Origin of the sequence: Nisaea sp., from assembly GCF_017640745.1 — a bacterium.
In the GTDB taxonomy this organism is placed as follows: Bacteria; Pseudomonadota; Alphaproteobacteria; order Thalassobaculales; family Thalassobaculaceae; genus Nisaea.
Window position 1 is genome coordinate 11,803 of record NZ_JAEPQA010000004.1, and the last position, 21,617, is coordinate 33,419.

22 protein-coding genes are annotated in these 21,617 nt (G+C 65.0%); 13 read left to right on the forward strand and 9 right to left on the reverse strand.

What is annotated here, in order from left to right; genetic code table 11:
- Positions 1-345: 345 nt before the first annotated feature.
- From JJ959_RS04335 to lpxK, 5 genes are all read left to right on the forward strand, one after another.
- Positions 346-1,116: a UDP-2,3-diacylglucosamine diphosphatase gene (locus JJ959_RS04335; protein ID WP_292880043.1), complete on the forward strand. Its 771-nt coding sequence runs from the start codon at positions 346-348 to the stop codon at positions 1,114-1,116.
- Between the two features lie 12 nt (positions 1,117-1,128).
- On the forward strand, positions 1,129-2,178 hold the full coding sequence (locus JJ959_RS04340) for a glycosyltransferase family 1 protein (RefSeq protein ID WP_292880044.1): 1,050 nt from the start codon (positions 1,129-1,131) through the stop codon (positions 2,176-2,178).
- A 116-nt stretch (positions 2,179-2,294) separates the two neighbouring features.
- On the forward strand, positions 2,295-3,011 hold the full coding sequence (locus JJ959_RS04345) for a lysophospholipid acyltransferase family protein (protein WP_292880045.1): 717 nt from the start codon (positions 2,295-2,297) through the stop codon (positions 3,009-3,011).
- Complete coding sequence (locus tag JJ959_RS04350) at positions 3,008-4,285, forward strand: 3-deoxy-D-manno-octulosonic acid transferase (RefSeq protein WP_292880046.1); 1,278 nt, start codon at positions 3,008-3,010, stop codon at positions 4,283-4,285. Before JJ959_RS04345 ends, JJ959_RS04350 begins: the two co-directional genes overlap by 4 nt.
- Positions 4,282-5,253 (forward strand): tetraacyldisaccharide 4'-kinase, encoded by a 972-nt coding sequence (lpxK, locus tag JJ959_RS04355; protein WP_292880047.1) that lies wholly within the window; start codon positions 4,282-4,284, stop codon positions 5,251-5,253. Before JJ959_RS04350 ends, lpxK begins: the two co-directional genes overlap by 4 nt.
- Here lpxK and JJ959_RS04360 read toward each other — a convergent pair.
- The gene (locus JJ959_RS04360; protein ID WP_292880048.1) at positions 5,243-6,052 is read right to left on the reverse strand and encodes a M23 family metallopeptidase; all 810 of its coding nucleotides are present in this window, start codon (positions 6,050-6,052) and stop codon (positions 5,243-5,245) included. The genes lpxK and JJ959_RS04360 overlap by 11 nt on opposite strands.
- Positions 6,049-7,632, reverse strand: coding sequence for an exodeoxyribonuclease VII large subunit (gene xseA, locus JJ959_RS04365; protein WP_292880049.1), 1,584 nt, complete (start codon positions 7,630-7,632; stop codon positions 6,049-6,051). The genes JJ959_RS04360 and xseA overlap by 4 nt, the downstream gene beginning before the upstream one ends.
- Positions 7,633-7,683: 51 nt before the next feature.
- On the opposite strand from xseA, the gene purD reads away from it, so the two are divergent.
- Together purD and JJ959_RS04375 are read left to right on the forward strand one after the other, a co-directional pair.
- On the forward strand, positions 7,684-8,973 hold the full coding sequence (purD, locus tag JJ959_RS04370) for a phosphoribosylamine--glycine ligase (protein WP_292880050.1): 1,290 nt from the start codon (positions 7,684-7,686) through the stop codon (positions 8,971-8,973).
- A 169-nt stretch (positions 8,974-9,142) separates the two neighbouring features.
- Complete coding sequence (locus JJ959_RS04375; RefSeq protein ID WP_292880051.1) at positions 9,143-10,897, forward strand: GGDEF domain-containing protein; 1,755 nt, start codon at positions 9,143-9,145, stop codon at positions 10,895-10,897.
- A gap of 19 nt (positions 10,898-10,916) precedes the next feature.
- On the opposite strand, the gene JJ959_RS04380 is transcribed toward JJ959_RS04375, so the two are convergent.
- From JJ959_RS04380 to JJ959_RS04390, 3 genes are all read right to left on the reverse strand, one after another.
- Positions 10,917-11,192, reverse strand: coding sequence for a hypothetical protein (locus JJ959_RS04380; RefSeq protein WP_292880052.1), 276 nt, complete (start codon positions 11,190-11,192; stop codon positions 10,917-10,919).
- A 108-nt stretch (positions 11,193-11,300) separates the two neighbouring features.
- A complete protein-coding gene (locus tag JJ959_RS04385; protein ID WP_366816916.1) occupies positions 11,301-12,233 on the reverse strand; it encodes a diguanylate cyclase in 933 nt (310 codons plus the stop codon).
- Between the two features lie 87 nt (positions 12,234-12,320).
- Complete coding sequence (locus JJ959_RS04390; RefSeq protein WP_292880053.1) at positions 12,321-14,282, reverse strand: acetoacetate--CoA ligase; 1,962 nt, start codon at positions 14,280-14,282, stop codon at positions 12,321-12,323.
- A 185-nt stretch (positions 14,283-14,467) separates the two neighbouring features.
- Between JJ959_RS04390 and JJ959_RS04395 the strand changes: the two genes are divergently transcribed.
- On the forward strand, positions 14,468-15,013 hold the full coding sequence (locus tag JJ959_RS04395) for a GNAT family N-acetyltransferase (protein WP_292880054.1): 546 nt from the start codon (positions 14,468-14,470) through the stop codon (positions 15,011-15,013).
- 125 nt (positions 15,014-15,138) lie between these two features.
- Positions 15,139-16,110 (forward strand): DMT family transporter, encoded by a 972-nt coding sequence (locus tag JJ959_RS04400; RefSeq protein WP_292880055.1) that lies wholly within the window; start codon positions 15,139-15,141, stop codon positions 16,108-16,110.
- Here the strand turns inward: JJ959_RS04400 and JJ959_RS04405 are convergent.
- Positions 16,107-16,604, reverse strand: coding sequence for a DUF3429 domain-containing protein (locus tag JJ959_RS04405; RefSeq protein WP_292880056.1), 498 nt, complete (start codon positions 16,602-16,604; stop codon positions 16,107-16,109). The genes JJ959_RS04400 and JJ959_RS04405 overlap by 4 nt on opposite strands.
- A gap of 128 nt (positions 16,605-16,732) precedes the next feature.
- On the opposite strand from JJ959_RS04405, the gene JJ959_RS04410 reads away from it, so the two are divergent.
- The gene (locus tag JJ959_RS04410; protein ID WP_292880057.1) at positions 16,733-17,494 is read left to right on the forward strand and encodes an SDR family NAD(P)-dependent oxidoreductase; all 762 of its coding nucleotides are present in this window, start codon (positions 16,733-16,735) and stop codon (positions 17,492-17,494) included.
- A 120-nt stretch (positions 17,495-17,614) separates the two neighbouring features.
- Here the strand turns inward: JJ959_RS04410 and JJ959_RS04415 are convergent, their stop codons facing one another.
- Genes JJ959_RS04415 through JJ959_RS04425 form a run of 3 tightly spaced genes read right to left on the reverse strand, consistent with a single transcriptional unit; the run spans position 17,615 to position 19,497 of the window.
- Positions 17,615-18,268 carry a hypothetical protein gene (locus tag JJ959_RS04415; RefSeq protein WP_292880058.1) on the reverse strand — a complete coding sequence of 218 codons (654 nt, stop codon included), beginning with the start codon at positions 18,266-18,268 and terminating at the stop codon, positions 17,615-17,617.
- 44 nt (positions 18,269-18,312) lie between these two features.
- Positions 18,313-19,032 carry a Sir2 family NAD+-dependent deacetylase gene (cobB, locus tag JJ959_RS04420; protein WP_292880059.1) on the reverse strand — a complete coding sequence of 240 codons (720 nt, stop codon included), beginning with the start codon at positions 19,030-19,032 and terminating at the stop codon, positions 18,313-18,315.
- A gap of 9 nt (positions 19,033-19,041) precedes the next feature.
- Positions 19,042-19,497, reverse strand: a complete 456-nt coding sequence (locus JJ959_RS04425; protein ID WP_292880060.1) for a nucleoside deaminase — start codon at positions 19,495-19,497, stop codon at positions 19,042-19,044.
- Between the two features lie 87 nt (positions 19,498-19,584).
- On the opposite strand from JJ959_RS04425, the gene JJ959_RS04430 reads away from it, so the two are divergent.
- The 3 genes from JJ959_RS04430 to JJ959_RS04440 are packed head-to-tail and all read left to right on the forward strand — an operon-like array spanning position 19,585 to position 21,614.
- Positions 19,585-20,610, forward strand: a complete 1,026-nt coding sequence (locus JJ959_RS04430; protein WP_292880061.1) for a pseudouridine synthase — start codon at positions 19,585-19,587, stop codon at positions 20,608-20,610.
- Positions 20,561-21,154 (forward strand): 16S rRNA (guanine(966)-N(2))-methyltransferase RsmD, encoded by a 594-nt coding sequence (gene rsmD, locus JJ959_RS04435; RefSeq protein WP_292880062.1) that lies wholly within the window; start codon positions 20,561-20,563, stop codon positions 21,152-21,154. Before JJ959_RS04430 ends, rsmD begins: the two co-directional genes overlap by 50 nt.
- The gene (locus JJ959_RS04440; protein WP_292880063.1) at positions 21,144-21,614 is read left to right on the forward strand and encodes a GFA family protein; all 471 of its coding nucleotides are present in this window, start codon (positions 21,144-21,146) and stop codon (positions 21,612-21,614) included. The genes rsmD and JJ959_RS04440 overlap by 11 nt, the downstream gene beginning before the upstream one ends.
- Positions 21,615-21,617: the final 3 nt, after the last annotated feature.

A 21,617-nucleotide genomic window follows, 5' to 3' on the forward strand; every position in this document is an offset into this window, starting at 1 on the left:
GCCTCTGTCCCGCCTTCGGATTGTAGATGACGACCACATGGCGGCGTCCGCCTTCGGGAATCGCTCCCGGTGCTGCACCCGCAAGAGTCCGGCCCGATTCGCCGGTCAACTGATCCAAATGAAACTCCCGGCGCCCCGCCTTCTCGCGGCCCCAACGATGACAGATTTATTAAAGCCTCGCCTTATCCCGACAGATTTAAAAACTTTTTTTATTTCACTTTTGTGAATTCACACAAACTTCATTTTACAACATATGGGCATCTCCATAATAGAATGCGCCACATAAACTATGGCGTTGAAGTTTTCCTTGGAATTTTGACCAAATTAAGGAAATGGAAGACGGAGATGAACAGTCAGAAGGGCATCGACCGCTATCGGGCGATCTGGATCTCCGACATTCATCTCGGAACCAAGGGCTGCCAGGCCGACTATCTGCTCGATTTCCTCCGGCACACCGAATCCGACTATCTCTACCTGGTCGGTGACGTCATCGACATCTGGCGCATGAAACGTTCCTGGGCCTGGAACCAGAGCCACAACGACGTCCTCCAGAAGCTGCTGCGCAAGGCACGCAAGGGCACCAGGGTGATGTTCCTGCCCGGTAACCACGACGAGATGTTCCGCGGCTTTCTCGGCGAGAATTTCGGCCAGATCGAGGTGCGCGACGAGCATATCCACGTCACCCGCGACGGGCGCCGCTTCCTGATCCTGCATGGCGACCAGTACGACGTGGTGGTGAAATACAACAAGTGGCTCGCCCTGGTCGGCGACGGCGCCTACAACCTCGCCCTCACGCTCAACACCCGATTCAACCAGGTGCGCCGCTTCCTCGGCTATCCCTACTGGTCGCTCTCGGCCTACCTGAAGAACAAGGCCAAGCGGGCGGTCGAATTCATCGGCAATTTCGAGCACGCCCTCGCCGAGGAAGCGATGAAGCGCGGCGTCGACGGCATCATCTGCGGCCATATCCACAAGGCCGAGATGAAGCAGATCGGCAGCGTCACCTACTGCAACGACGGCGACTGGGTGGAGAGCTGCACGGCGCTGGTCGAGCATAGCGACGGCCGCATGGAAATCCTGAACTGGGCCGAGATCCGCCATCTCACCTTTGCCTGAGAGGCCTTCGCCATGAAAATCCTGCTCGTCTCGGATGCCTGGTTTCCCCAGGTGAACGGCGTCGTCCGCACGCTGAACACGGTGATCGGCGAACTCCGGGCGATGGGGCACGAGGTCGAGACCATCACGCCGGACCTGTTCCGGACCGTCCCCTGCCCGACCTATCCCGAGATCCGCCTCGCCTGCTGGCCCTTCTTCCGGGTTCCGGCGATGATCGAGGCGGCCCGGCCGGACGCCATCCATATCGCGACCGAAGGCCCGCTCGGCATGACCGCGCGGCGCTATTGCGTGCGCAACAAGCTGCCCTTCACCACCGCCTATCACACCCGCTTCCCCGAATATGTGCAGCCCCGCCTCGGCGTGCCGGTCTCCTGGACCTACAGGGTCATGCGCCATTTCCACGGCAAGTCCGCCGGCGTGATGGTGGCGACAAAGTCGATCCGTGCCGATCTCGAGGCGCGCGGCTTCGACAACATCAGGGACTGGAGCCGCGGCGTGGATACGGAACTCTTCCGGCCACAGGCGAAGGATGCGATCGACGGCAATGCGCCCATTGCGCGGCCGGTCTTCATGTTCGTCGGCCGGGTCGCGGTGGAGAAGAACCTCCCGGCCTTCCTCGAACTCGATCTGCCGGGAAGCAAGGTCGTGGTCGGCGACGGACCGGACATGGAGATGCTGAAGCGCAAGTTCCCGGAAACAGTCTTCGCCGGCGCGAAGAAGGGCGAGGAGCTGGCCCGGCACTACGCCGCGGCCGACGTCTTCGTCTTTCCGAGCCGCACCGACACGTTCGGTCTCGTGATGCTGGAGGCGCTCGCCTCGGGCGTGCCCGTCGCCGCCTTCCCGGTTCCGGGCCCGCTCGACGTGATCGCCTCGGACAAGGTCGGCGTGCTGTCGGAGGATCTCCGTGCGGCAGCGCTGCAAGCACTTGAGCTCTCGCCGGAAGACTGCCGGAAATATGCGCTCGGCTTCAGCTGGCGCGCCTGCGCCGAACAGTTCCTCGGCAATCTCGCGCCGTTCGACCCGGAAATCGCCTTCGGCCCTGCGGAACGCCGCGCCGCCTGAGCCGTACGGACAATAAGACCTTGGCGCCGCAGCATGGCGCTAGTATGCATTCCTGTGACCGTAAGGCCCGAGCTTGCCCGAGCGGTCGGCCCGGCCCCGGAACCAGAACGGAAAGCATGCTGAAGCGACTGTTGCGCACGGAAACCGGCCGCGAGGTCGCGAGCCGCCTTCTGGCGGCACTGATCCGGGGGCTCTCGCGCACCATCCGCTGGCAGGTCCTGAATCCAGAAATCCGGGACGAGGTTTTCGCGAGCGACCGCCCCATCATCGGCGCCTTCTGGCACAATCGCATCATGTTGATGTCGGAGATCTGGCAAACCGGCCGTCCCTTCGCGATGCTGCAGTCTAAACATCCCGATGGACGTCTGATCGCGCGCACCATCGAGCATCTCGGGATCGGCGATATCGAGGGCTCGGCCGGGAAAGGCAAAGGCGGGGCGCAGGCCATGCGCTCCATGCTCCGCACGCTGAAAGAAGGTATCGCCGTCGGCCTGACCCCCGACGGGCCGCGCGGGCCGCGCATGCGCGCTGGTGCCGGCATCATCGCCCTCGCCCGGATGAGCGGCGCGCCGATCTATCCGGTGACCTGGAACGTCCGGCGCCGCCGCGTACTGAACAGCTGGGACCGCTTCATTCTGGCGCTGCCCTTCACCCGCGGCGTGTATATCTGGGGCGCACCGCTGAGCGTGCCCCGGGACGCGGACGAGGACACGCTGGAAGCTCTGCGCCTGGAACTTGAAAAACGGCTGAACGATCTCTGCCTGGAGGCGGACCGGACGCTTGGCACGGAACCCATCCTCCCCGCCGAACCCGAGCCGGCGGCCTTGGCATGATCTTTCAGATCTACAGCGGCGCCATGCGTCTCGCGTCCCCCGTCCTTGACCACCTGCTGCGACGCCGTCTTGCCCGCGGCAAGGAGGACCCGGCGCGGATCTCCGAACGGCGCGGGCAAGCGTCTCTTGCGCGCCCTGAAGGACAGCTCTTCTGGGTCCACGGCGCCAGTGTCGGCGAGTGTCAGACCGCACTCGCCCTGATCGAACGTCTGCTCGACCGCGATCCGGCTCTCAACGTCCTCCTGACCAGCGGCACCCTGACTTCGGCGAAACTGATGGCCGACCGGCTCCCGGCGCGCGCCATGCATCAGTTCGTACCGCTCGATCACCCGGCCTGGATCTCCGCTTTCCTCGATCACTGGAGGCCAGATGCCGCGATCTTCGTCGAATCCGATCTCTGGCCGAACCTCGTGCTGGCCGCCGCTCGGCGGAGCATTCCGTTGATCCTGGCAAATGCCCGGATGTCCGAGGGCTCGTTCGAGCGCTGGCGCCGTCTCTCGTTCTTCACCGGGCGCCTTTTCGCGGATTTTTCGCTCATCCTTGCGAGCAACCCGGTGCAGAAAGCGGGCTTCGAAAGCCTGACCCGGGCGCCGGTGCAATATGTCGGGAACCTCAAGCGCGCCGCCGCGCCGCTGGCGACCGACGCCGAGAAGCTTGCCGTTCTGAGAGAGGCCGTCGGCAAGCGGCCCGTCTTTCTCGCCGCCAGCACCCATGCGGGCGAGGAAGACGCGGCGGCGGAAGCGCACCGGATCGCCGCCGCGGCCCGCCCCGATCTCCTGACCCTCGTCGCTCCGCGTCATCCGAACCGGGGCGCCGAGATCGCGGCATTGCTCAAAGGTCAGGGCCTGCACTGCGCGCGCCGGTCCCTGGATGCTCTGCCCACGCCGGAGACGGAGATATACATCGCGGACACGCTCGGCGAGATGGGCACCCTGTTCGAGCTCTCGGACGCGGTGTTCGTCGGAGGCTCGCTGATCCCGGTCGGCGGGCACAATCCGCTGGAGCCGGCACATTTCGCCAAACCGGTCCTGTTCGGACAGCTGATGGCCAAGAATGCGGACATCGCATCCGACATGATCGAGGCGCGGGCCGCCCTTGAGATCGCCGATGCGAAGGATCTTGGAAAGCGCCTGCGGGACCTGCTGCAGAACGACGCGCAACGGGCCGAGCTCGGCGCCAATGCAAAGACCTTTGCCGAAGGCCAGGGCGCCATTGCGGACGAGATGTCCGCGCGCATCTGCGCCGCCGTCGCCGCCCATGGAGAGAGAAAGTGAAGGCCCCCGGCTTCTGGCGGAGCGGCGGCCTGCTGCCGGCCCTGCTGACGCCGGCCTCCTGGATCTACCGCGCGGGCGCTGCATTGCGCGCGGCGACCGCGCAGCCCTACCGGGCGCCGGTTCCGGTCCTCTGCGTCGGCAATCTGGTCGCCGGAGGCGCCGGCAAGACGCCCGTCGCCCTCTCGCTCGGACGCGCGCTTGGAAAACGCGGGCTCAAGGTCGCCTTCCTGAGCCGGGGCTATGGCGGCCGCCTCGCCGGACCGCTCCAGGTGCTGCCGGAGCGGCATAGCGCCGCCGATGTCGGCGACGAACCCCTGCTGCTGGCCGAGGCCGCACCGACCTGGATTTCGCGGCATCGCGCGAAGGGCGCCGAGATGGCCGCGAAGGCCGGGGCCGACGTGATCCTGATGGATGACGGCTTCCAGAATCCGACGATCGCCAAATCCGCCTCGGTTCTGGTCGTCGACGGCGGCTACGGCTTCGGCAATGGCTGCGTGATGCCTGCCGGACCTTTGAGGGAAAGTATCGCGGGCGGCCTCGCCCGAGCGGATGCGGTCGTTCTGCTCGGAGAGGACAAGCAGGATCTCGCCGGACCACTCGCGAAAGCGTTGCCTGTGCTGCGCGGCAAGCTTGCGCCATCACGCTCGGCGCAAGGCCTCAGGGGAGAGCGTGCGATCGCCTTCGCCGGAATCGGGCGGCCGGAAAAGTTCTTCGAGACCCTGACGGAGCTCGGGGTGAAGCTGCTGGAAGCGCGTTCCTTCGGCGACCACGAGCCCTATCGCGGCGAGGATCTGATCGACCTGATCGCCCGCGCCGAGAAAGAGGACGCGCTTCTGCTGACCACGGCGAAGGACCATGTCCGGCTGCCGGAGGAGCTGCGGCTCATGGTCCGGCGCGTCGATGTGGATCTTGTCTGGGACGACCCGGACGCGCTCGAAGCCCTGCTGGACCGGCTGGTCACTCCATAGGCGGCACAAGCACCGCCGCGTCGACCCGGACCTCGAACCAGTTGATCCGCCAGTCGAGATGCGGCCCGGTCGCCCGGCCGGTGGCGCCGATGGTGCCCATCGGATCGCCGCGCTTTAGTTCCTGACCGACCTTCACGTTCACGTCCCGCATGTGCAGGAAGGCCGAGGTCAGGCCGTGCCCGTGATCGAGGATGATCGTGCCGCCGGTATAGTAGAGATCCTTTTCCGCCAGCCGCACGATACCGCCCGCGGGGGCCACAACGGGCGTGCCGACAGGTGCCGCGACATCGACGCCGAAATGCGGCCATTTCGGCTCGCCGTTCAGGATCCGCTGGCTGCCATAAACACCGGAGATCCGCCCCTTGGCCGGCCAGATGAAGCCCTCGGCGAAATAGGCGCGCTCGGTATCGATCTCGCGCACTTTCTTGATCTGCTCGCGCTCGCGCTGGATACGGGCGAGCACCTCCGCCGGCGGCTCGACATACTTTTGCGGCAGACCGTCGATGCGCTGGATGTTGTATTCGCGCTTCGCGATCTCGAGCGTGCGGCGCTGCTCGCTGCCGTCCGCTCCGCGCACCACGAGCTCCGATGCCGGCGCCGCCTCGCGGTCGAAGCCGAGAACGAAGATTCCGTCCGCCCCGACCCGGACCGGCTTGCCGTCGAGGGTGAGCGTCGCGCCCGGATCGGTGCGGCCCATGACGATCCCGCCCTGGGTGAAGGCGCCGTTCATCTCCAGAGAGACCGCGCCGGCAGGCCGCGCAGCAAAGACAAGCAGAGCAAGCAGAAGGAAGCGGATCACAGCAGACTCCCCTGGGCCGGATCGGTGTTTCCCGGCTTCGGCTTCGTGGCGGATTTCGGGGCGGCGCGCTTCGGCGCAGTGCCGTCGCTCGCGCCCGCGCCGATCACCGCCTCGCGGCTGCCGTCGCCGAAATGGATCGAAACCCCGTCACCTTCGGAAAGCGCCGCGGCACTGGTCACCGGCACGCCCTCCGCGTCGCGCACCAGCGCGAAGCCGCGTTTCAGGGTCTGTTCGTAGGAATTGCTCTCGAGGATGCGGCCAACCGCGCTCAGCCGGTCGCTCCGCTGAAGCAGCGCACGATCGACCGCGCGCTCGATCTGTTCCCAGGCGCGCTCCGCGTCCCGTCCTCCGCGTGTCATGCGTTCGGCGACAGGCTCGATGCGGAGACGCACGGCGGCGGCACGCAGATCGCTCACCACGTTCTGCCGAGCCACGTCCATTGCCGACTCGAGCCGCTGCCGGGCGGTCACGAAGCGGTTTTCCAGCCGTCCGAGCTCGGCAGCCGGCTCCGGGATCTGCGCCGCGAGATCGCGCACCCGCTCCGTCAGCCGCGAGAGCATCCGGTCGGTCGCGGCGCTCGCACTCTGCCAGCGGTAATCCACCGTCTGCGCCTTCGCCTCGATGATCGCGCGCGGATCGCCGAGCCCCCGGGAGAGCCCGGTCAGACGCGTCTCCGCCTCGCCGAGCTTGCGTTGCAGCCCGTTGAAGAGCCGCGACTCGTCCTGCATCAGCGTGGCGAGCAGTTCGGCGCGCACCGGCACCGCCATCTCGGCCGCCGCCGTCGGCGTCGGGGCCCGGCGGTCCGAGGCGAAATCGATCAGCGTCGTGTCGGTCTCGTGCCCGACGGCGGAGATCAGCGGGATCTCGCTCGCCGCCGCGGCGCGCACCACGATCTCCTCGTTGAAGGCCCAGAGATCCTCGAGGCTGCCGCCGCCGCGCGCGACGATCAGCAGATCCGGGCGCGGTACCGGTCCGTCCGGCGCCATCCGGTTGAAGCCCTCGATCGCGGCCGCGACCTGGTCCTTCGCGGTCTCGCCCTGGACCAGCACCGGCCAGACCAGCACATGGGTCGGGAAGCGGTCCGAGAGGCGATGCAGGATGTCGCGGATCACCGCTCCGGTCGGCGAGGTGACGACGCCGATGACACGAGGCAGGAACGGCAGCGGGCGCTTGCGCTCGTCGGCGAACAGACCTTCCGCGGCCAGCTTGCGCTTGCGCTCCTCCAGCAGCTTAAGCAGCGCGCCCTCGCCGGCGAGCTCCATCTGCTCGATTACCATCTGATACTTGGAGCGCCCCGGGAAGGTCGTGAGCTTGCCGGTGCAGATCACCTCCATGCCTTCTTCCGGCCGGATGGACAGCCGTTCCGCGGTGCCGCGCCAGCAGACCGCGTCGAGCACCGACTTCTCGTCCTTCAGGGTGAGATAGACATGCCCCGATCCGGCGCGGGTCGGGCGCGAGACCTCGCCGCGCACGCGGACATGTTCGAAGGCACCTTCCACGGTCCGTTTGACCTGGTTGGAGATCTCGCTGACGGAGAATTCGGGAATGTTGCCGGTGGGCAGCGGGCTATCGTCTTGCATCCCCGGAATTTATGCTACAAGGCCGCCGAGCGAAAGCATGGGGACATCAAAATGAGAATTCTGGTCGTCGGATCCGGTGGGCGCGAACATGCCTTGTGCTGGGCCATCTCCGCCTCGCCCTTGTGCGATCACCTCTACTGCGCGCCCGGCAATGCCGGCATCGCGGAGGTCGCGGAATGCGTCGCCGTGAAAGCGGAGGATCTCGACGGGCTGGTCGCCTTCGCGAAGGACAAGGCCATCGACTTCGTCGTGGTCGGCCCCGAGGCGCCGCTCGTCGCCGGCCTGGTCGACAAGCTGGCGGCCGCCGGCATCAAGGCCTTCGGTCCGAGCGCCGCCGCGGCCCAGCTCGAAGGCTCCAAGGCCTTCACGAAAGGCATCTGCGACCGGCACAACATCCCGACCGCCGCCTATGCCCGCTTCACCGATCTCGAGGCCGCGAAGGACTACGTGACGAAAATGGGCGCGCCGATCGTCGTCAAGGCGGACGGGCTCGCCGCCGGCAAGGGCGTCACCGTGGCGCAGACGGTCAACGAGGCGATCTCGGCGCTCGAGGACGCCATGTCCGACAAGGCCTTCGGCGCCGCCGGCGAGGAGGTCGTGATCGAGGAATGCCTGATCGGCGAGGAAGCCAGCTTCTTCGCGCTCTGCGACGGCAAAACGGCGCTGCCGCTCGCCGCGGCGCAGGACCACAAGGCCGTCGGCGACGGCGATACGGGCCCGAACACCGGCGGCATGGGCGCCTATTCGCCGGCCCCGGTGATGGATCCGGCGATGGTCGACCGGGTGATGAAGGAAATCGTGCAGCCGACCGTGGACGGCATGGCGGCCGAAGGCATGCCGTTCAAGGGTGTGCTCTTCGCCGGCCTCATGATCACCGCCGACGGCCCGAAGCTGATCGAGCACAATGTCCGTTTCGGGGATCCGGAATGCGAGGTCCTGATGATGCGCCTGACGAGCGACCTCCTGCCGGCGCTGATCGCCTCCGCCGACGGTCAGCTCGACCAGATCACGCTGCGCTGGCGCGACGAGGCCGCGCTCTGCGTGGTCCTCGCCTCGAACGGCTATCCCGGCTCCTACGAGAAGAACACCCTGATCGCGGAACTGCCGAAGGATACCGACATGGTGACCACATTCCATGCCGGCACGACGCGGACCGACAAGGGGGTGCTGCTGGCCACCGGCGGACGGGTGCTCGTCGTGACCGCGCGCGGCGCTTCCGTGTCGGAAGCGCAGTCCCGCGCCTATGACGCCGTCGGAGCGGTCAACTGGCCGCACGGCTTCTGCCGCAAGGATATCGGCTGGCGGGCGGTCGCGCGCGAACACGGCGGCTCCAGTCGCTAAAATTTTGCGGAAAACAGCGAAAATTCCGAGGAATCAGTCATCTAACCTTCACATATAAAAAGCCGCGAAATGCACTAGAAAGGGTACGTGAGTATGCCCTAATTTTTTGCGGCGAAGCGCAGTGCTCAATTTGAAATCGGCCGCGGCCGACGGCGCGGGAATGCTTGAGTTGAGCGGTCGCTTTCCGCCCCTGGACTCGTTGGTCGCCGGCCTTCGGCATGCCTTCCAGCCCATCGTCCATCTCGATACCGGCCTGACCCACGGCTTCGAGGCCCTGCTGCGCGGAACGGCCGAACTCGGCTTCGAAAGCATCGCCGATCTCTTCGACCGTGCGGCCGAAAACGGCTCGGTCGAGGAGCTTGAGGCCCGCCTCCTGCACAAGGCCCTGCGGGATTTCGCCGCGCTTTCCTGCGCGGACGGCCTGCACCTCTTCTTCAATATCGATGCGCGCAGCCTGCCCCATCTGAGCAGCCGCACGACGGACATCCTCGGGGCCATGGCAAGCCTCGGCCTCTCGAGCACGCAGCTCTGCCTCGAGGTCTCGGAGAAGTCGGACATTTCCCAGGACAGCGCCGCAACCAGGGCGCTCCGTCAGGCCCGCGACCACGGTATCCAGATCGCGCTCGACGATTTCGGCGAAGGCTATGCGCGCCTGCGCCTGCTGCATGAAGAGCATGCCGAATACGTGAAGTTCGACCGCTATTTCATCAACAACGTCGCCCGCGACCCGAAGAAGAAGCTCTTCGTCTCGAGCCTGATCGACATGTTCGAGGTGCTGGGGATCCAGACCATCGCCGAGGGCGTGGAGACCCAGGAGGACCTGAGCAGCTGCCGGGAGCTCGGCTTCGATCTGGTTCAGGGCTATCTGGTGGCACGGCCGACGCTGGAGCATGAGAGCCTCAGCCGGAGCTACGAGACCCTGATGACCGCGCGCCGCCGCGACCGGCGGGCCCGTTCCTCCGACCAGCACATCCTGCGCGAACAGATCGTCGCCGTGCCGACGCTCAGGATCGAGACGCCGATGCAGGATGTGTTCGATGCCTTCCGCACCAACCAGAGCGCCCGGCTCTTTCCGGTCCTCGACACGAACGACCGTCCGCTCGGAATCGTCCGCGACGTCGACCTGAAAGCCTACGCCTTCTCACCCTACGGCAAGGACCTGATCGTGAACCGCAGCTTCGGCAAGCGGCTCGGCGATTTCGTGCGCCCCTGCCCGATCGCGGACATCCACACCCAGGCCGAGCGCATCCTGCAGATCTACAGCCACAACGACTCGCTGAACGGCGTGATCATCGTCGAGAATGCGCAATATATCGGCTTCCTCGACAACTCCTCCCTGCTCCGGGTGCTCAACGAGAAGAACCTCATCTTCGCCCGCGAGATGAATCCGCTGACAAAGCTTCCCGGCAACACCTCGATCTCGGACCATATCGCCGACGCGGTGACCGATACCGAAGAGACCTGCGCGCTGCTGCATTTCGACTTCGATAACTTCAAGCCCTTCAACGACACCTACGGATTCCGCCAGGGCGACCGGGCGCTGCTGCTGTTCGCGGAAAATCTCCGGCAGACCTTCAGCGGACCCGATTTCTTCGTCGGGCATATCGGCGGGGACGACTTCTTCGTCGGAAGCATCGGAGCCGATCCGGAAGCGGTCAGCCGGCTTGCCTACGAGGCACGCCATCAGTTCGCCCGGGACGTCGAGAGTTTCTACGACAAGAAAGCCCGGGAGCGCGGTTCGATCGAGGCCCGCGGGCGGGACGGAAAGCTGCGGAACTATCCGCTGCTCACCTGCAGCGCGGCCATGCTGGTGATCGAACCAGGCCGGCGGAACTCCGATCTGGAGACGGTGCTGACCGCCTTCGCCGAACTGAAGAAGCGGGCGAAAGACGAAGGCGGCTTCGCCTGCCAGACCATTCGGTAGACTTGAAGCACGCCGCCGGTCATACGGCGCCCGGGGCTTTCCCGTAGATCTTCTCGAACGCGGCCTTCAGGCGCTCGGTCTCCTCTTCGGTCATCTCGCCCATCTCGTCGATGAAGTCTTTGTGTTCTTTCAGCTGGCGCTCGCACATGGCGTGGAACACGTCCATCAGGTCGCGAAAGGCGCTGAAACGCGCATTGCCGACAGGATCCGACCGGACCTCGAAGACGGAGATGATCGCCCCCATCTTGCGGACCATATGCTCAAGCTCGGTCGCCCGTCCCTTGTCTAGCGCCACGGCGAAAACTCCCTCGCATTTTCGACAAATCGAATTTCACCGGGATCATACCCGGCTCCGGCCCGGCGGCAATCCCAATCGCGCGCACAGAAAGACGGGGCAGCGACCTCAGTGCAATTCGGCGGTCCAGACCACCACCTGGTTCCGGCCGGAATTCTTGGCCTCGTAGAGCGCCCGGTCGGCGCGCTCGGTGATTTCCTTCAGCCGCCTGCGGGGCACGAGCTGCGCGACGCCGAACGAGACGGTGACGGAAAGCGGTTCCGCGCCGTCGATATCGACCGGCGTCTCCTCGATCTTCTTGCGTACCCGGTCGAGCACCTTCCGCGCCTCTTCCGGATCCGAGTCCGGCAGGCAGATCAGGAATTCCTCGCCACCGAAGCGGTAGATCGTGTCGTACGGGCGGAGCGAATCCTCGATGAGCCGGGTTACGCGGGACAGCACCCGGTCGCCCGCATGGTGGCCGTAGGTATCGTTCACCGATTTGAAACGGTCGATATCGGCAATGGCGATCGAGCAGGGACGACCGGTGCGGCGGATCCGCTGCTGCTCGCGCATCAGCTCCTTTTCCATCGTGTGGCGGGTATTTGTCCCGGTCAGCGGATCGAGATTGGAGAGCGCCGCACGGAAGGCCCGGGCCATGCGCCCCGCCTGCTCGTTGAAACTGTCGATCTTGTGCAACAGCGCATCGTATTCCGCCGGCGGAACACCGTCGTCCTTCCAGCCCCGCACGGCGAGAATGGCCGCATGGGCGTAGATCCCCTGGTGCATGCCGACGAGCGTGGCAAAAGCCGGTTGCGAGAAGAGGTCGTCGTCCCGCTTGGTCGAGTACCAGCGGCCGAAACGGCTCATCCGGTGGGCGTCCTCGGTGACCACTTCCGGATCGGGACGGAGCCGGCAGACCAGTGCGCGGTGGAACAGCGCCAGCCATTGCCGCGTCTCCTCGATCGCGGACTCGAGCTCTCGCACGATTTCCTCGAGCTGACGGCGAGAGAGCGCCGAATCCGGAGCGTCCTGTTCCGCGCTGATGTCCTGGGCCGAAATCGCCTTATTCCCTAAATCTTCTCGCCGGGCCCCGGTCTCAGCCTATCGGGCTCCCGATGCACGGCCAAGCTTTCTCGGAACAGCGGGCTAGGCCGAGAGTTCCGGAAGCCCCTCGTAGAGCTTCAGCGCTTCCGGATTGGCCAGCGCCTCGACATTCTTCACCGGGCGTCCATGCACCACGTTGCGCACGGCGAGTTCGACGATCTTTCCGCTCTTGGTGCGCGGGATGTCGGCGACAGCCAGGATCTTCGCCGGCACGTGGCGCGGCGAGGCCCCCTTGCGGACCGTGTCCTTGATCTGCTTGATCAGTGCATCGTCCAGCGTCACCCCCTCGGCGAGGCGGACGAAGAGCACGACGCGTACATCGTCGTCCCAGTCCTGGCCGATCACGAGACCTTCCAGCACCTCCGGCAGCTTCTCCACCTGGCGGTAGATCTCCGCCGTGCCGATGCGCACGCCACCCGGATTGAGCACCGCGTCGGAGCGGCCGTAGATCACCATGCCGCCGCGCGAGGTCAGTTCGACATAGTCTCCGTGGCACCAGATGTTCTCGTAGCTCTCGAAATAGGCGCCCTTGTACTTGGAGCCGTCCGGATCGTTCCAGAACATGATCGGCATGCAGGGGAAGGGTTTCGTGCAGACCAGTTCGCCCTTCTCGCCGACCACCGGCTTGCCGTCGTCGTTGAAGACATTGACCGCGAGGCCGAGGCCGCGGGTCTGGATCTCGCCGCGCCAGACCGGGCCGACCGGATTGCCGAGCACGAAACAGGAGACGATGTCGGTGCCGCCTGAGATCGAGGAGAGCTGAATGTCCGACTTGATCGCCCGGTAGACATAGTCGAAGCCCTCCGGCACCAGCGGCGAGCCGGTCGAGGTCATCGCCCTGACGGTCGAGAGATCGTGGGTGTCCTTCGGCGTGACGCCGGCCTTGTTCAGGGCGTCGATATATTTCGCCGAGGTGCCGAACAGGGTCATCTTCTCGGCATCGGCATAGTCGAAGAGGATGTTGGCGCTCGGGTAGAACGGATTGCCGTCATAGAGCAGCAGCGTCGCTTCCGAGGCGAGGCCGCTGACCAGCCAGTTCCACATCATCCAGCCGCAGGTGGTGAAGTAGAAGACCCGGTCGTCCTTCTTCACGTCGCTGTGGAGCTGGTGCTCCTTCAGGTGCTGGATCAGCGTGCCGCCGATGCCGTGCACGATGCATTTCGGCACCCCGGTCGTCCCGGAGGAGAACATGATGTAGAGCGGCTCGTTGAAGCCCATACGGGTGAAGGAAATCTCGCCCGCTTTGAAGGCACCGGTGAAGTCGCCGTAGGTGACGGCGTTCGGCAGCCCCGAAATCGGCGGTTCGTTCCGCGTATAAGGCACGATCACCGTCTTCTTCACGCTCGGCAGCTCGGCGAGGATACCCTCCACCTTGTCCAGCGTGTCGAAGGCCTTGCCGCCGTAGTAATAGCCCTCGACGGCGACGAACACCTTGGGCTCGATCTGGCCAAAGCGGTCGAGCACGCCGCGGATGCCGAAATCGGGCGAGCAGGAGGACCAGACGGCGCCGAGGCTGGCGGTCGCCAGCATGGCGATCACGGTCTCCGGCATGTTCGGCATGAAGGCCGCGACCCGGTCGCCGGGGCCGACGCCCTCGGCCTTCAGGGCCTGGGCGAATTTGAAGACCTCGTCATAGAGCTGGGCGAAGCTGAGCCGCCGCTTCACCTTGTCCTCGCCCCAGAAGACGATCGCATCCGCATCGTCGCGGCGGCGCAGCAGGTTCTCGGCGAAATTGACCTTGGCGTCGGGGAAGAAGGCGGCGCCCGGCATCTTGTCGCCGTCCTTCAGGATGACGTCGCTGCCCTTGTCGCCAACGATGCCGGAAAAATCCCAGAACGCGTCCCAGAACGTTTCGAGCTCGTCCACGGACCATGCGTAGAGACTGTCGAAGTCGGTGAGCTTCGCGCCGCGTTCCCGGTTCACGAACTCGATGAAGCGGGTGATGTTCGCGTTCGCGATGCGCTCGGCGCTCGGCTGCCAAAGCGGTTTGCTGTCGGTCGTCATCTCTAGGCGTCCCCTGTTTGCCGCGCCATTGCCCGGAACGCGGTCCGGTCAGCGTCTTGCCATTCGCCCAAAGCTATAGCGAGGCGCCGTCCGGCGGGCAATGCTGCAATGCGCAATGGGCGCTGGCGAGCGCCGCTTCGATGCGGGTTAGCTGGATGCAGCAGAATGGAAGACGGACGAGGACGATGGACGGGGCAGCGACACCGGACGGCATCGAGATACGGAAGGCGGTTCCGGGAGAAGCGGAGGAGATCGCCGGCTTTCACGTCAGGATCTGGCGCGAGACCTACGGCCAGATGGCGCCTGCCGAAGCCGTCGCCATCCTCGACGAGAAGCGCCGCCTGCCGGGCTGGATCGAGACCCTGACCTCGGAAGACCGTCGGAAGAACACCGTGCTCGCCCTTGCCGGCAGGCAGATCGTCGGGCTTGTCAGCTACGGACCGCCAGGATCGGAAATCTTCGGCCGGCGCGGCGAAATCAAGCATCTCTATGTCGACGGCAGCCAGCGCGGACGCGGGCTCGGCGCGCATCTGCTCCGGCTCGCGCTGCAGGAAATGAGCACACTCGATTTCGAGGGCGCGGGCCTCTCCGTGGTGGAAGAGAACGAAGCGGCACGGAAGTTCTACCGTGCCCTCGGAGGGACGGAGAGCGCCACGTTCGAGGACCCGGGCCCGATCTGGAAATCGCGCAACATTCTCGTCGTCTGGCCCGCGCCGAGACTGGCGACCTGATCCTCCGGGGCAGCCTCAAGGCTGCAATGCGCAATCGGCGCTGGTAATGCGGCGGGCGGGGCGTATCCTGAAAGCCTTCCGCAGATCAAGGACATGGGTGCCGCCGGGTGCCTGAGATCGAGCCTATGGCCCCCGCCGAAACATCGCTGTCCTCCCGCTTCGCCGCGCTCTCCCCCAATACCCAGGGGGCGCTCTGGATCGTCGTCTCCTGCGTGATCTTCTCGATCATGCAGGCGAACGTGAAGCTGCTCGGCGCCCGGCTCGACACCTTCCAGATCGCCTTCTTCCGCTGCGCTTTCGGGCTCGCCGTGATCCTGCCCTTCATGGTCCGGGCCGGGCCGCAGGTCTTCAAGACACGGCGCCCCTTCGCGCATCTGCTGCGCGGCTGCCTCGGCGCCGGCGCGATGGCCTGCGGCTTCTATTCGGTCACCCACATGCCGCTCGCCGACGCGACGGCGATCAGCTTCGCCAAGCCGCTCTTCATGATCGTGCTCGCGGTCCTGTTCCTGAACGAGAAGGTCCGCTGGCGGCGCTGGAGCGCGACCGCCGTCGGGTTCCTCGGGGTGCTGATCATGGTTCAGCCGGGCGGCTCAGAAATCGGCTTCGCCTCGGGTGTCGCGTTGCTCGGCACCTTCTTCGTCGCGCTGGTCGTGGTTCTGGTCAAAAAACTCAGCGCGACAGAATCCCCGCTCACCATCCTTTTCAGCTTCGGCATCGTCTCGACCTCGATCATGACCGTGCCCGCGATCCTGGTCTGGCAGCAGCCGACCTGGACCGAGATGGCGATGCTGCTCTCGGTCGGCGCGCTCGGCTCGGCCGGACAGGCCTGCGCGGTCAAGGGTTTCAAGGTCGGCGAGGCGACGGCCGTGGTGCCGTTCGACTATTCGCGGCTGCTCTTCGCCGGCTTCATCGGCTTCTGGCTCTTCGGCGACGTGCCGGGTCTGCACACGCTTCTCGGCGCCGGCCTGATCGTCGCCTCGACGCTCTATATCGCCCACCGCGAAGCAAAGCTCGGCAAGGTGCCGGTGCGCAACAAGACCGACCATCACCCTGTCCTGCTTCCCGAAGAGCAGGAAGCGGCGAAGGAAAGGGCCTAGAACGGCCCGGTCACACCGGAGGCAATGGCGTTGGCGCAGGCGAGCAGGACCAGGATCGTCAGAACCTTCCGCAGACCCGCATACCATTCCGGAAAGAACCCGGCGCGGCAGGCGCGCAGGTCGATGAAATAGGCGAGTCCGATGCCGACGACGATCAGCATCAGCCCGGCGAACGGCACCAGAAGGGTGCCGATCCAGGCGATCAGCGCCGGGATCACGCTCCAGCCGTAGCGCGCCCAGGCGGCCCGGTCCATCTCCTCGGCGTCCTCCTCGCGCGCCTCCTCAAGCTCGCCCTGCCACATCGCAGCGCCCCAATGCACCGCACCGAGGAAGGAGAGGATCGCCGCGCCATAGGTGATCATGCTGTCGATCAGCACATAGCCGTAGAGCGGGTCCATAAGCCAGAGCGGCAGCGAGAGCAGGTAGAACGGGATCACCCCGCCGAGACCGAGGATCAGGGCCGGGCGGGGGACGTCGCGGAGCGAGGAGAACATCGGCAGTGCTTCCGTTTGCCGCGCTGGACGCACGGGCGGGTTTCGGTTTCACTGCCGCCAGTTATAGCCTTCCCGCGCAAGGTCAAGAAAGACCGGCGGGCAGAAAACACCTCGAGGGAGCTAAAGAGATGCAGGTTCAGGGGCAAGCCGCGATCGTGACCGGCGGCGGCAGCGGGCTCGGCGCGGGCACCGCACGGGCGCTGGCGGCGGCCGGCGCGAAGGTCGCGCTGTTCGACGTCAACGAGGAGGGCGCGAAGAAGGTCGCCGCCGAGATCGGCGGCATCGCCGTTCCCTGCGACGTCGCCGACGCCGCCTCGGCGGAGGCCGCCATCGCCAAATCCCGCGAGGCGCACGGTCCGGCCCGCATCCTGGTGAACTGTGCCGGCATCGCGCCGGCGGAACGCATCGTCGGCCGCAACGGGCCGACGCCGCTCGACAATTTCCGCCGCGTGATCGAGGTGAACCTGATCGGCACCTTCAACATGATGCGGCTCGCCGCCGCCGACATGCAGGGCATGGATCCGCTGGAGGACGGCGAGCGCGGGATCGTGATCTCGACCGCCTCCGTCGCCGCCTTCGAGGGCCAGATCGGGCAGAGCGCCTATGCCGCCTCCAAGGGCGGGGTGCATGCGCTGACCATCGTCGGCGCCCGCGAATTCGCCAAGGTAGGGATCCGCTTCAACACCATCGCGCCGGGCCTGTTCGGCACCCCGATGCTGCTCGGCATGCCGCAGGAGGTGCAGGACAGCCTTGCCGCCACCGTCCCCTATCCGTCGCGCTTCGGTACGCCGGAGGAATACGCGAAACTGGCGCTGGCGATGATCGACAATGTGATGCTGAACGGCGAAACGGTGCGGCTGGATGGTGCGATCCGGATGCAGCCACGGTAATTTTCCAACCACAACCTACACAATGTCATCCCGGCGGATATCTGGGGTCCACTGGTTCAGCAAGCACGCAGCGTGATCAGCGGATCCCGGATCGGGGCCTAGGGTGACAGCCGCGAGAAATCAAGCGGGGTATTTCATTATAAAGTTTTGAATGGAGGAAAGCATCAATTTGACTTGCTGAATGTCATATTCATCGTAATTTCCATGAGCTGCATTGTTTCTTAAACCAAGCCAAGCCGTAATGTTTTTTTGATCCAGCTTATTTATTATGCCTTTAGAAGAAAGCGAGACATTCAAAGCCTCTGATTTTCGGAATTTTCCATTTTCTTCAGGAGGAATTCCGTTTTTCTGACACAACTGACGAAGGTGCTGCTCGAGAATGCTACCAACAATTACAGCGGCCGCATCCTTGTAACCCTGCGAAATCAAATGTTGCGCCATTTCAACGAAACTCGCAAAAGTGTTCGCATGTACTAATTCTTCTATACTTTGAAGATATCCCAGTTCATACTCGTCCCTCATCGCCATAAGCAACCCAGCCAATGACCTAATAAATAATCCCGGCTTTCCTTGAGATAATATTCTATCCAACTCTTGTGAATGGGTCGAAGATTGAACAGAAAATCTCCTCGCCACACTAGCCATCATATTAAAAACCTTATGCACCGTTGAATGATCCACATCATCCAACGCAAACTCCTCAGACCTTTCAGAGATTAATCTGAAACGTTCCAAAACATTATCGATCTGATTAATGGCTATTTCTGAGTCCATTTCAAAACTCCATAATTGAAATGCTTCTATACAGCTCTAACCAACTACCGCAACAACTCCTCGACATAGGCCGGCACGATCTCGCTCGCGGGGCCGTAGCGCTTCTCGGCAAAGAGCGTCGCGCCCTCGGAGGGCTCCAGATTGAGCTCGATCGTGTGGGCGCCGTGCATGCGCGCCTCCTGCACGAAGCCGGCGGCCGGATAGACGTTGCCGGAGGTGCCGATGGAGATGAAGAGATCGGCATCGGCCAACGCCGCGTAGATCTCCTCCATGTAAAGCGGCATCTCGCCGAACCAGACCACGTGCGGGCGCAGCGTGCCCGCCTCGTTCGTGGTCGGATTGCGGCTCTCCAGGCCGAGATCCCCCTGCCAGTCGAACACCTCGCCGGTGCGCTCGCAGCGCACCTTCAGCATCTCCCCGTGCATGTGCAGGAGCTTTTCCGAGCCCGCACATTCGTGCAGGTCGTCGATATTCTGCGTCACCAGGAGCACGTCACCGGGCCATTCCTTCTCCAGCCGGGCGAGCGCCGTATGGGCCGCGTTCGGCTGCACGTTCGCGTTCAGGAGGGAGCGGCGGCGGGCGTTGTAGAACTCGTGCACCATGACCGGATTGCGCAGATAGCCCTCCGGCGTCGCCACGTCCTCCAGATTGACCTTCGACCAGATCCCATCCGCATCGCGAAAAGTGTCGAGGCCGCTTTCCTTGGAGATGCCCGCCCCGGTCAGGATGACGATAGAGGCATCGGGAGAGAGATTGAGCTGCATCGAAGTCTCCTAGCGGCGGTCGCGGAAGAAGTCGCGGAGCAGGTCGCCCGCGCGGCGCTCCTCGACCCCGCCGACCACTTCCGGCGCGTGATGGCAGGTCGGCTGGGTATAGATCCGGGGCCCGTGCTCGACCCCGCCTCCCTTCGGATCGTAGGCCCCAAAGACGAGGCGGCGGATGCGGGCGAAGCTGATCGCCGTGGCGCACATCGGGCAGGGCTCCAGCGTGACATGGAGATCGCACGCGACGAGCCGCGGCGCACCGACTTTCGCCGCGGCCGCGCGGATCGCCAGGATCTCGGCATGCGCGCTCGGATCGTTCAGCTCCTCGACCCGGTTGCCGGCCGCGGCCAGCACGATACCGTCGGCATCGGTCACCACCGCACCGACCGGCACCTCGCCGCGCGCCGCCGCCGCTTCCGCCTCGGCGAGGGCCAGTGCCATTGGATTTTCGGTTTTCCCGTCCATCTTTCCTTCCTAGCGGGAAGCGCTCCCGGCTCCAAGCCGTTTGGATGCGCGTTGCATCCGCGCGCGCCCGCGCGTAAGACCTGATTCATGAGCGAATTCGAAAAAGTCTTCACCGAGGATCGCGGTCCCGAGCGGATCGCCAAACGGCTTGCCCGCGCCGGGCTCTGCTCGCGCCGCGAGGCCGAGCAATGGATCGCCGCCGGCCGCGTCGAGGTGGACGGCGAGCTACTGACCACGCCCGCCGTCACCGTGACCGCGGAGTCCCGGATCCGGGTCGACGGCCGGGACCTGCCGGTGATCGAGCCGACCCGTCTCTGGCGCTTCCACAAGCCGCGCGGGCTGGTGACCACGAACAAGGACCCGGAAGGTCGCGAGACGGTGTTCGACGCCCTTCCCAAAGACATGCCGCGCGTCGTCACCGTCGGCCGCCTCGACTTCGACACCGAGGGCCTGCTGCTGCTGACCAATGACGGCGAGCTGTCGCGCCTGCTGGAACTGCCGTCGACGGCCTGGCTCCGGAAGTATCGCGTCCGGGTTTACGGCTCGATCACCGAAAGCTCCATCGAGTTATTGAAGAAGGGCGCGACCGTCGACGGGATCAAATACGGTCCGGTCTCCGTCGAGCGGGATATCGAGGGAAAATCCAACACCTGGCTCACCCTCGGCATCCGGGAGGGCAAGAACCGCGAAATCCGCAAGCTGATGGAACATGTCGGCCTGCGTGTGAACCGGCTGATCCGGGTCTCCTACGGCCCCTTCCAGCTCGGCGATTTGCCGGCGGGCGAGGTTGCCGAGGTGCGGCAGGCAACCCTCAAGGAACAGCTCGGTTTCAAGGAAGAGAAAAAGACCGGAACCGCGACGGCGAAACCCAAGGCCCCGTTCAAGGGACCGCGCAAGAAACCGGGCGCGGCAGCAGCCGGTGGAAAAGGCCCGGCCGGCAACAAGGGTCCGGCCAGAGGCAAGGCGGGACCGGATGCGGAAAAGCGCTCGACGCGCAGCGCCGGCGGCAAGCAGAATGCCCCCCGGGGAAACGCAAAATCGCGGCCGGCTCGGGGAGAGAAACATGCGGATCGTCGCGGGCAAGCATCGCGGAACCAAACTCGTCGCCCCTGAGAACTGGACCACTCGGCCGACCGCGGACCGGACGCGGGAGTCGCTGTTCGGAATTCTTTCAGGCGGCAAGCACGGGGACCCGGTAACCGACGGGCTCGTCGTCGACGTCTTCGCCGGCACCGGCGCGCTCGGACTCGAAGCGCTCTCCCGTGGCGCCGCAGAGGTCTTCTTCATCGAAAGCGACCGCGAGGCGGTGACCGCCCTGCAGAAGAACATCATCCGGCTCCGGGCGGGTGGCGACGTCACCGTGATCGAGGGCGACGTCCTCAATCTGCACCGCACCAGCCCACGGCCGGTCACCCTTGTGCTGATGGACCCACCCTATCGCAGCGGCTTCGCCGCGCCCGCGCTCGACAAGCTGCACGAGCGCGGCTGGATCGACGGCAATACCCTGATCGTGGTCGAATGCGAGAAGGGCGAGGAACTCGAGGTGCCGGAATGGCTGGAGGAAATCGAGGCGCGCACCTACGGCCGCGCGCGGCTCAATTTCTTCCGGCCGAATTTCAGCGTCGATGCGGGAAAGGAGAAGCTCGGTGAAGCTTGACGGTTCCTGCCATTGCGGCGCCGTGCGCTTCAGTCTGGAGAGCCGGCACCCCACTCCGTTCAACCACTGCTACTGCTCCATCTGCCGCAAGACGGCGGGCAGCGGCGGCTACGCGATCAATCTCTCCGGCGATTTCGAAAGCATGAAGGTCGAAGGCGCGGAGCACATCTCGAAATACCGGGCCGTGACCGACGGGCACGAGAGCCCGGCGGAGCGCAGCTTCTGCAGCAAGTGCGGCTCCGCTCTCTGGCTTTGGGACCCGCGCTGGCCGGAGCTGGTGCACCCGCAGGCCGGCGCCATCGACACGCCGTTGCCGGCCGCACCGGAACGCACCCATCTGATGCTCTCCTCGAAACCGGACTGGGTGCCGCTGCATGCCGGGCCGAAGGACCAGTGCTTCGAGGACTATCCGGAAGAAAGCATCGAAGACTGGCACAAGCGGCTCGGGCTGGAGCGCTAGGGG

What these genes read in the sequence shown, in the direction of transcription:
- JJ959_RS04405 (WP_292880056.1), bottom strand. Translation starts at nt 16,604, where the DNA reads ATGTTCTCCTCGCTCCGCGACGTCCCCCGCCCGGCCCTGATCCTCGGT.
- JJ959_RS04425 (WP_292880060.1), bottom strand. Translation starts at nt 19,497, where the DNA reads ATGGACGGGAAAACCGAAAATCCAATGGCACTGGCCCTCGCCGAGGCG.
- JJ959_RS04415 (WP_292880058.1), bottom strand. Translation starts at nt 18,268, where the DNA reads ATGGACTCAGAAATAGCCATTAATCAGATCGATAATGTTTTGGAACGT.
- xseA (WP_292880049.1), bottom strand. Translation starts at nt 7,632, where the DNA reads ATGCAAGACGATAGCCCGCTGCCCACCGGCAACATTCCCGAATTCTCC.
- JJ959_RS04395 (WP_292880054.1), top strand. Translation starts at nt 14,468, where the DNA reads ATGGACGGGGCAGCGACACCGGACGGCATCGAGATACGGAAGGCGGTT.
- cobB (WP_292880059.1), bottom strand. Translation starts at nt 19,032, where the DNA reads ATGCAGCTCAATCTCTCTCCCGATGCCTCTATCGTCATCCTGACCGGG.
- JJ959_RS04400 (WP_292880055.1), top strand. Translation starts at nt 15,139, where the DNA reads ATGGCCCCCGCCGAAACATCGCTGTCCTCCCGCTTCGCCGCGCTCTCC.
- purD (WP_292880050.1), top strand. Translation starts at nt 7,684, where the DNA reads ATGAGAATTCTGGTCGTCGGATCCGGTGGGCGCGAACATGCCTTGTGC.
- JJ959_RS04390 (WP_292880053.1), bottom strand. Translation starts at nt 14,282, where the DNA reads ATGACGACCGACAGCAAACCGCTTTGGCAGCCGAGCGCCGAGCGCATC.
- JJ959_RS04345 (WP_292880045.1), top strand. Translation starts at nt 2,295, where the DNA reads ATGCTGAAGCGACTGTTGCGCACGGAAACCGGCCGCGAGGTCGCGAGC.
- JJ959_RS04410 (WP_292880057.1), top strand. Translation starts at nt 16,733, where the DNA reads ATGCAGGTTCAGGGGCAAGCCGCGATCGTGACCGGCGGCGGCAGCGGG.
- JJ959_RS04340 (WP_292880044.1), top strand. Translation starts at nt 1,129, where the DNA reads ATGAAAATCCTGCTCGTCTCGGATGCCTGGTTTCCCCAGGTGAACGGC.
- JJ959_RS04335 (WP_292880043.1), top strand. Translation starts at nt 346, where the DNA reads ATGAACAGTCAGAAGGGCATCGACCGCTATCGGGCGATCTGGATCTCC.
- JJ959_RS04350 (WP_292880046.1), top strand. Translation starts at nt 3,008, where the DNA reads ATGATCTTTCAGATCTACAGCGGCGCCATGCGTCTCGCGTCCCCCGTC.
- JJ959_RS04430 (WP_292880061.1), top strand. Translation starts at nt 19,585, where the DNA reads ATGAGCGAATTCGAAAAAGTCTTCACCGAGGATCGCGGTCCCGAGCGG.
- rsmD (WP_292880062.1), top strand. Translation starts at nt 20,561, where the DNA reads ATGCGGATCGTCGCGGGCAAGCATCGCGGAACCAAACTCGTCGCCCCT.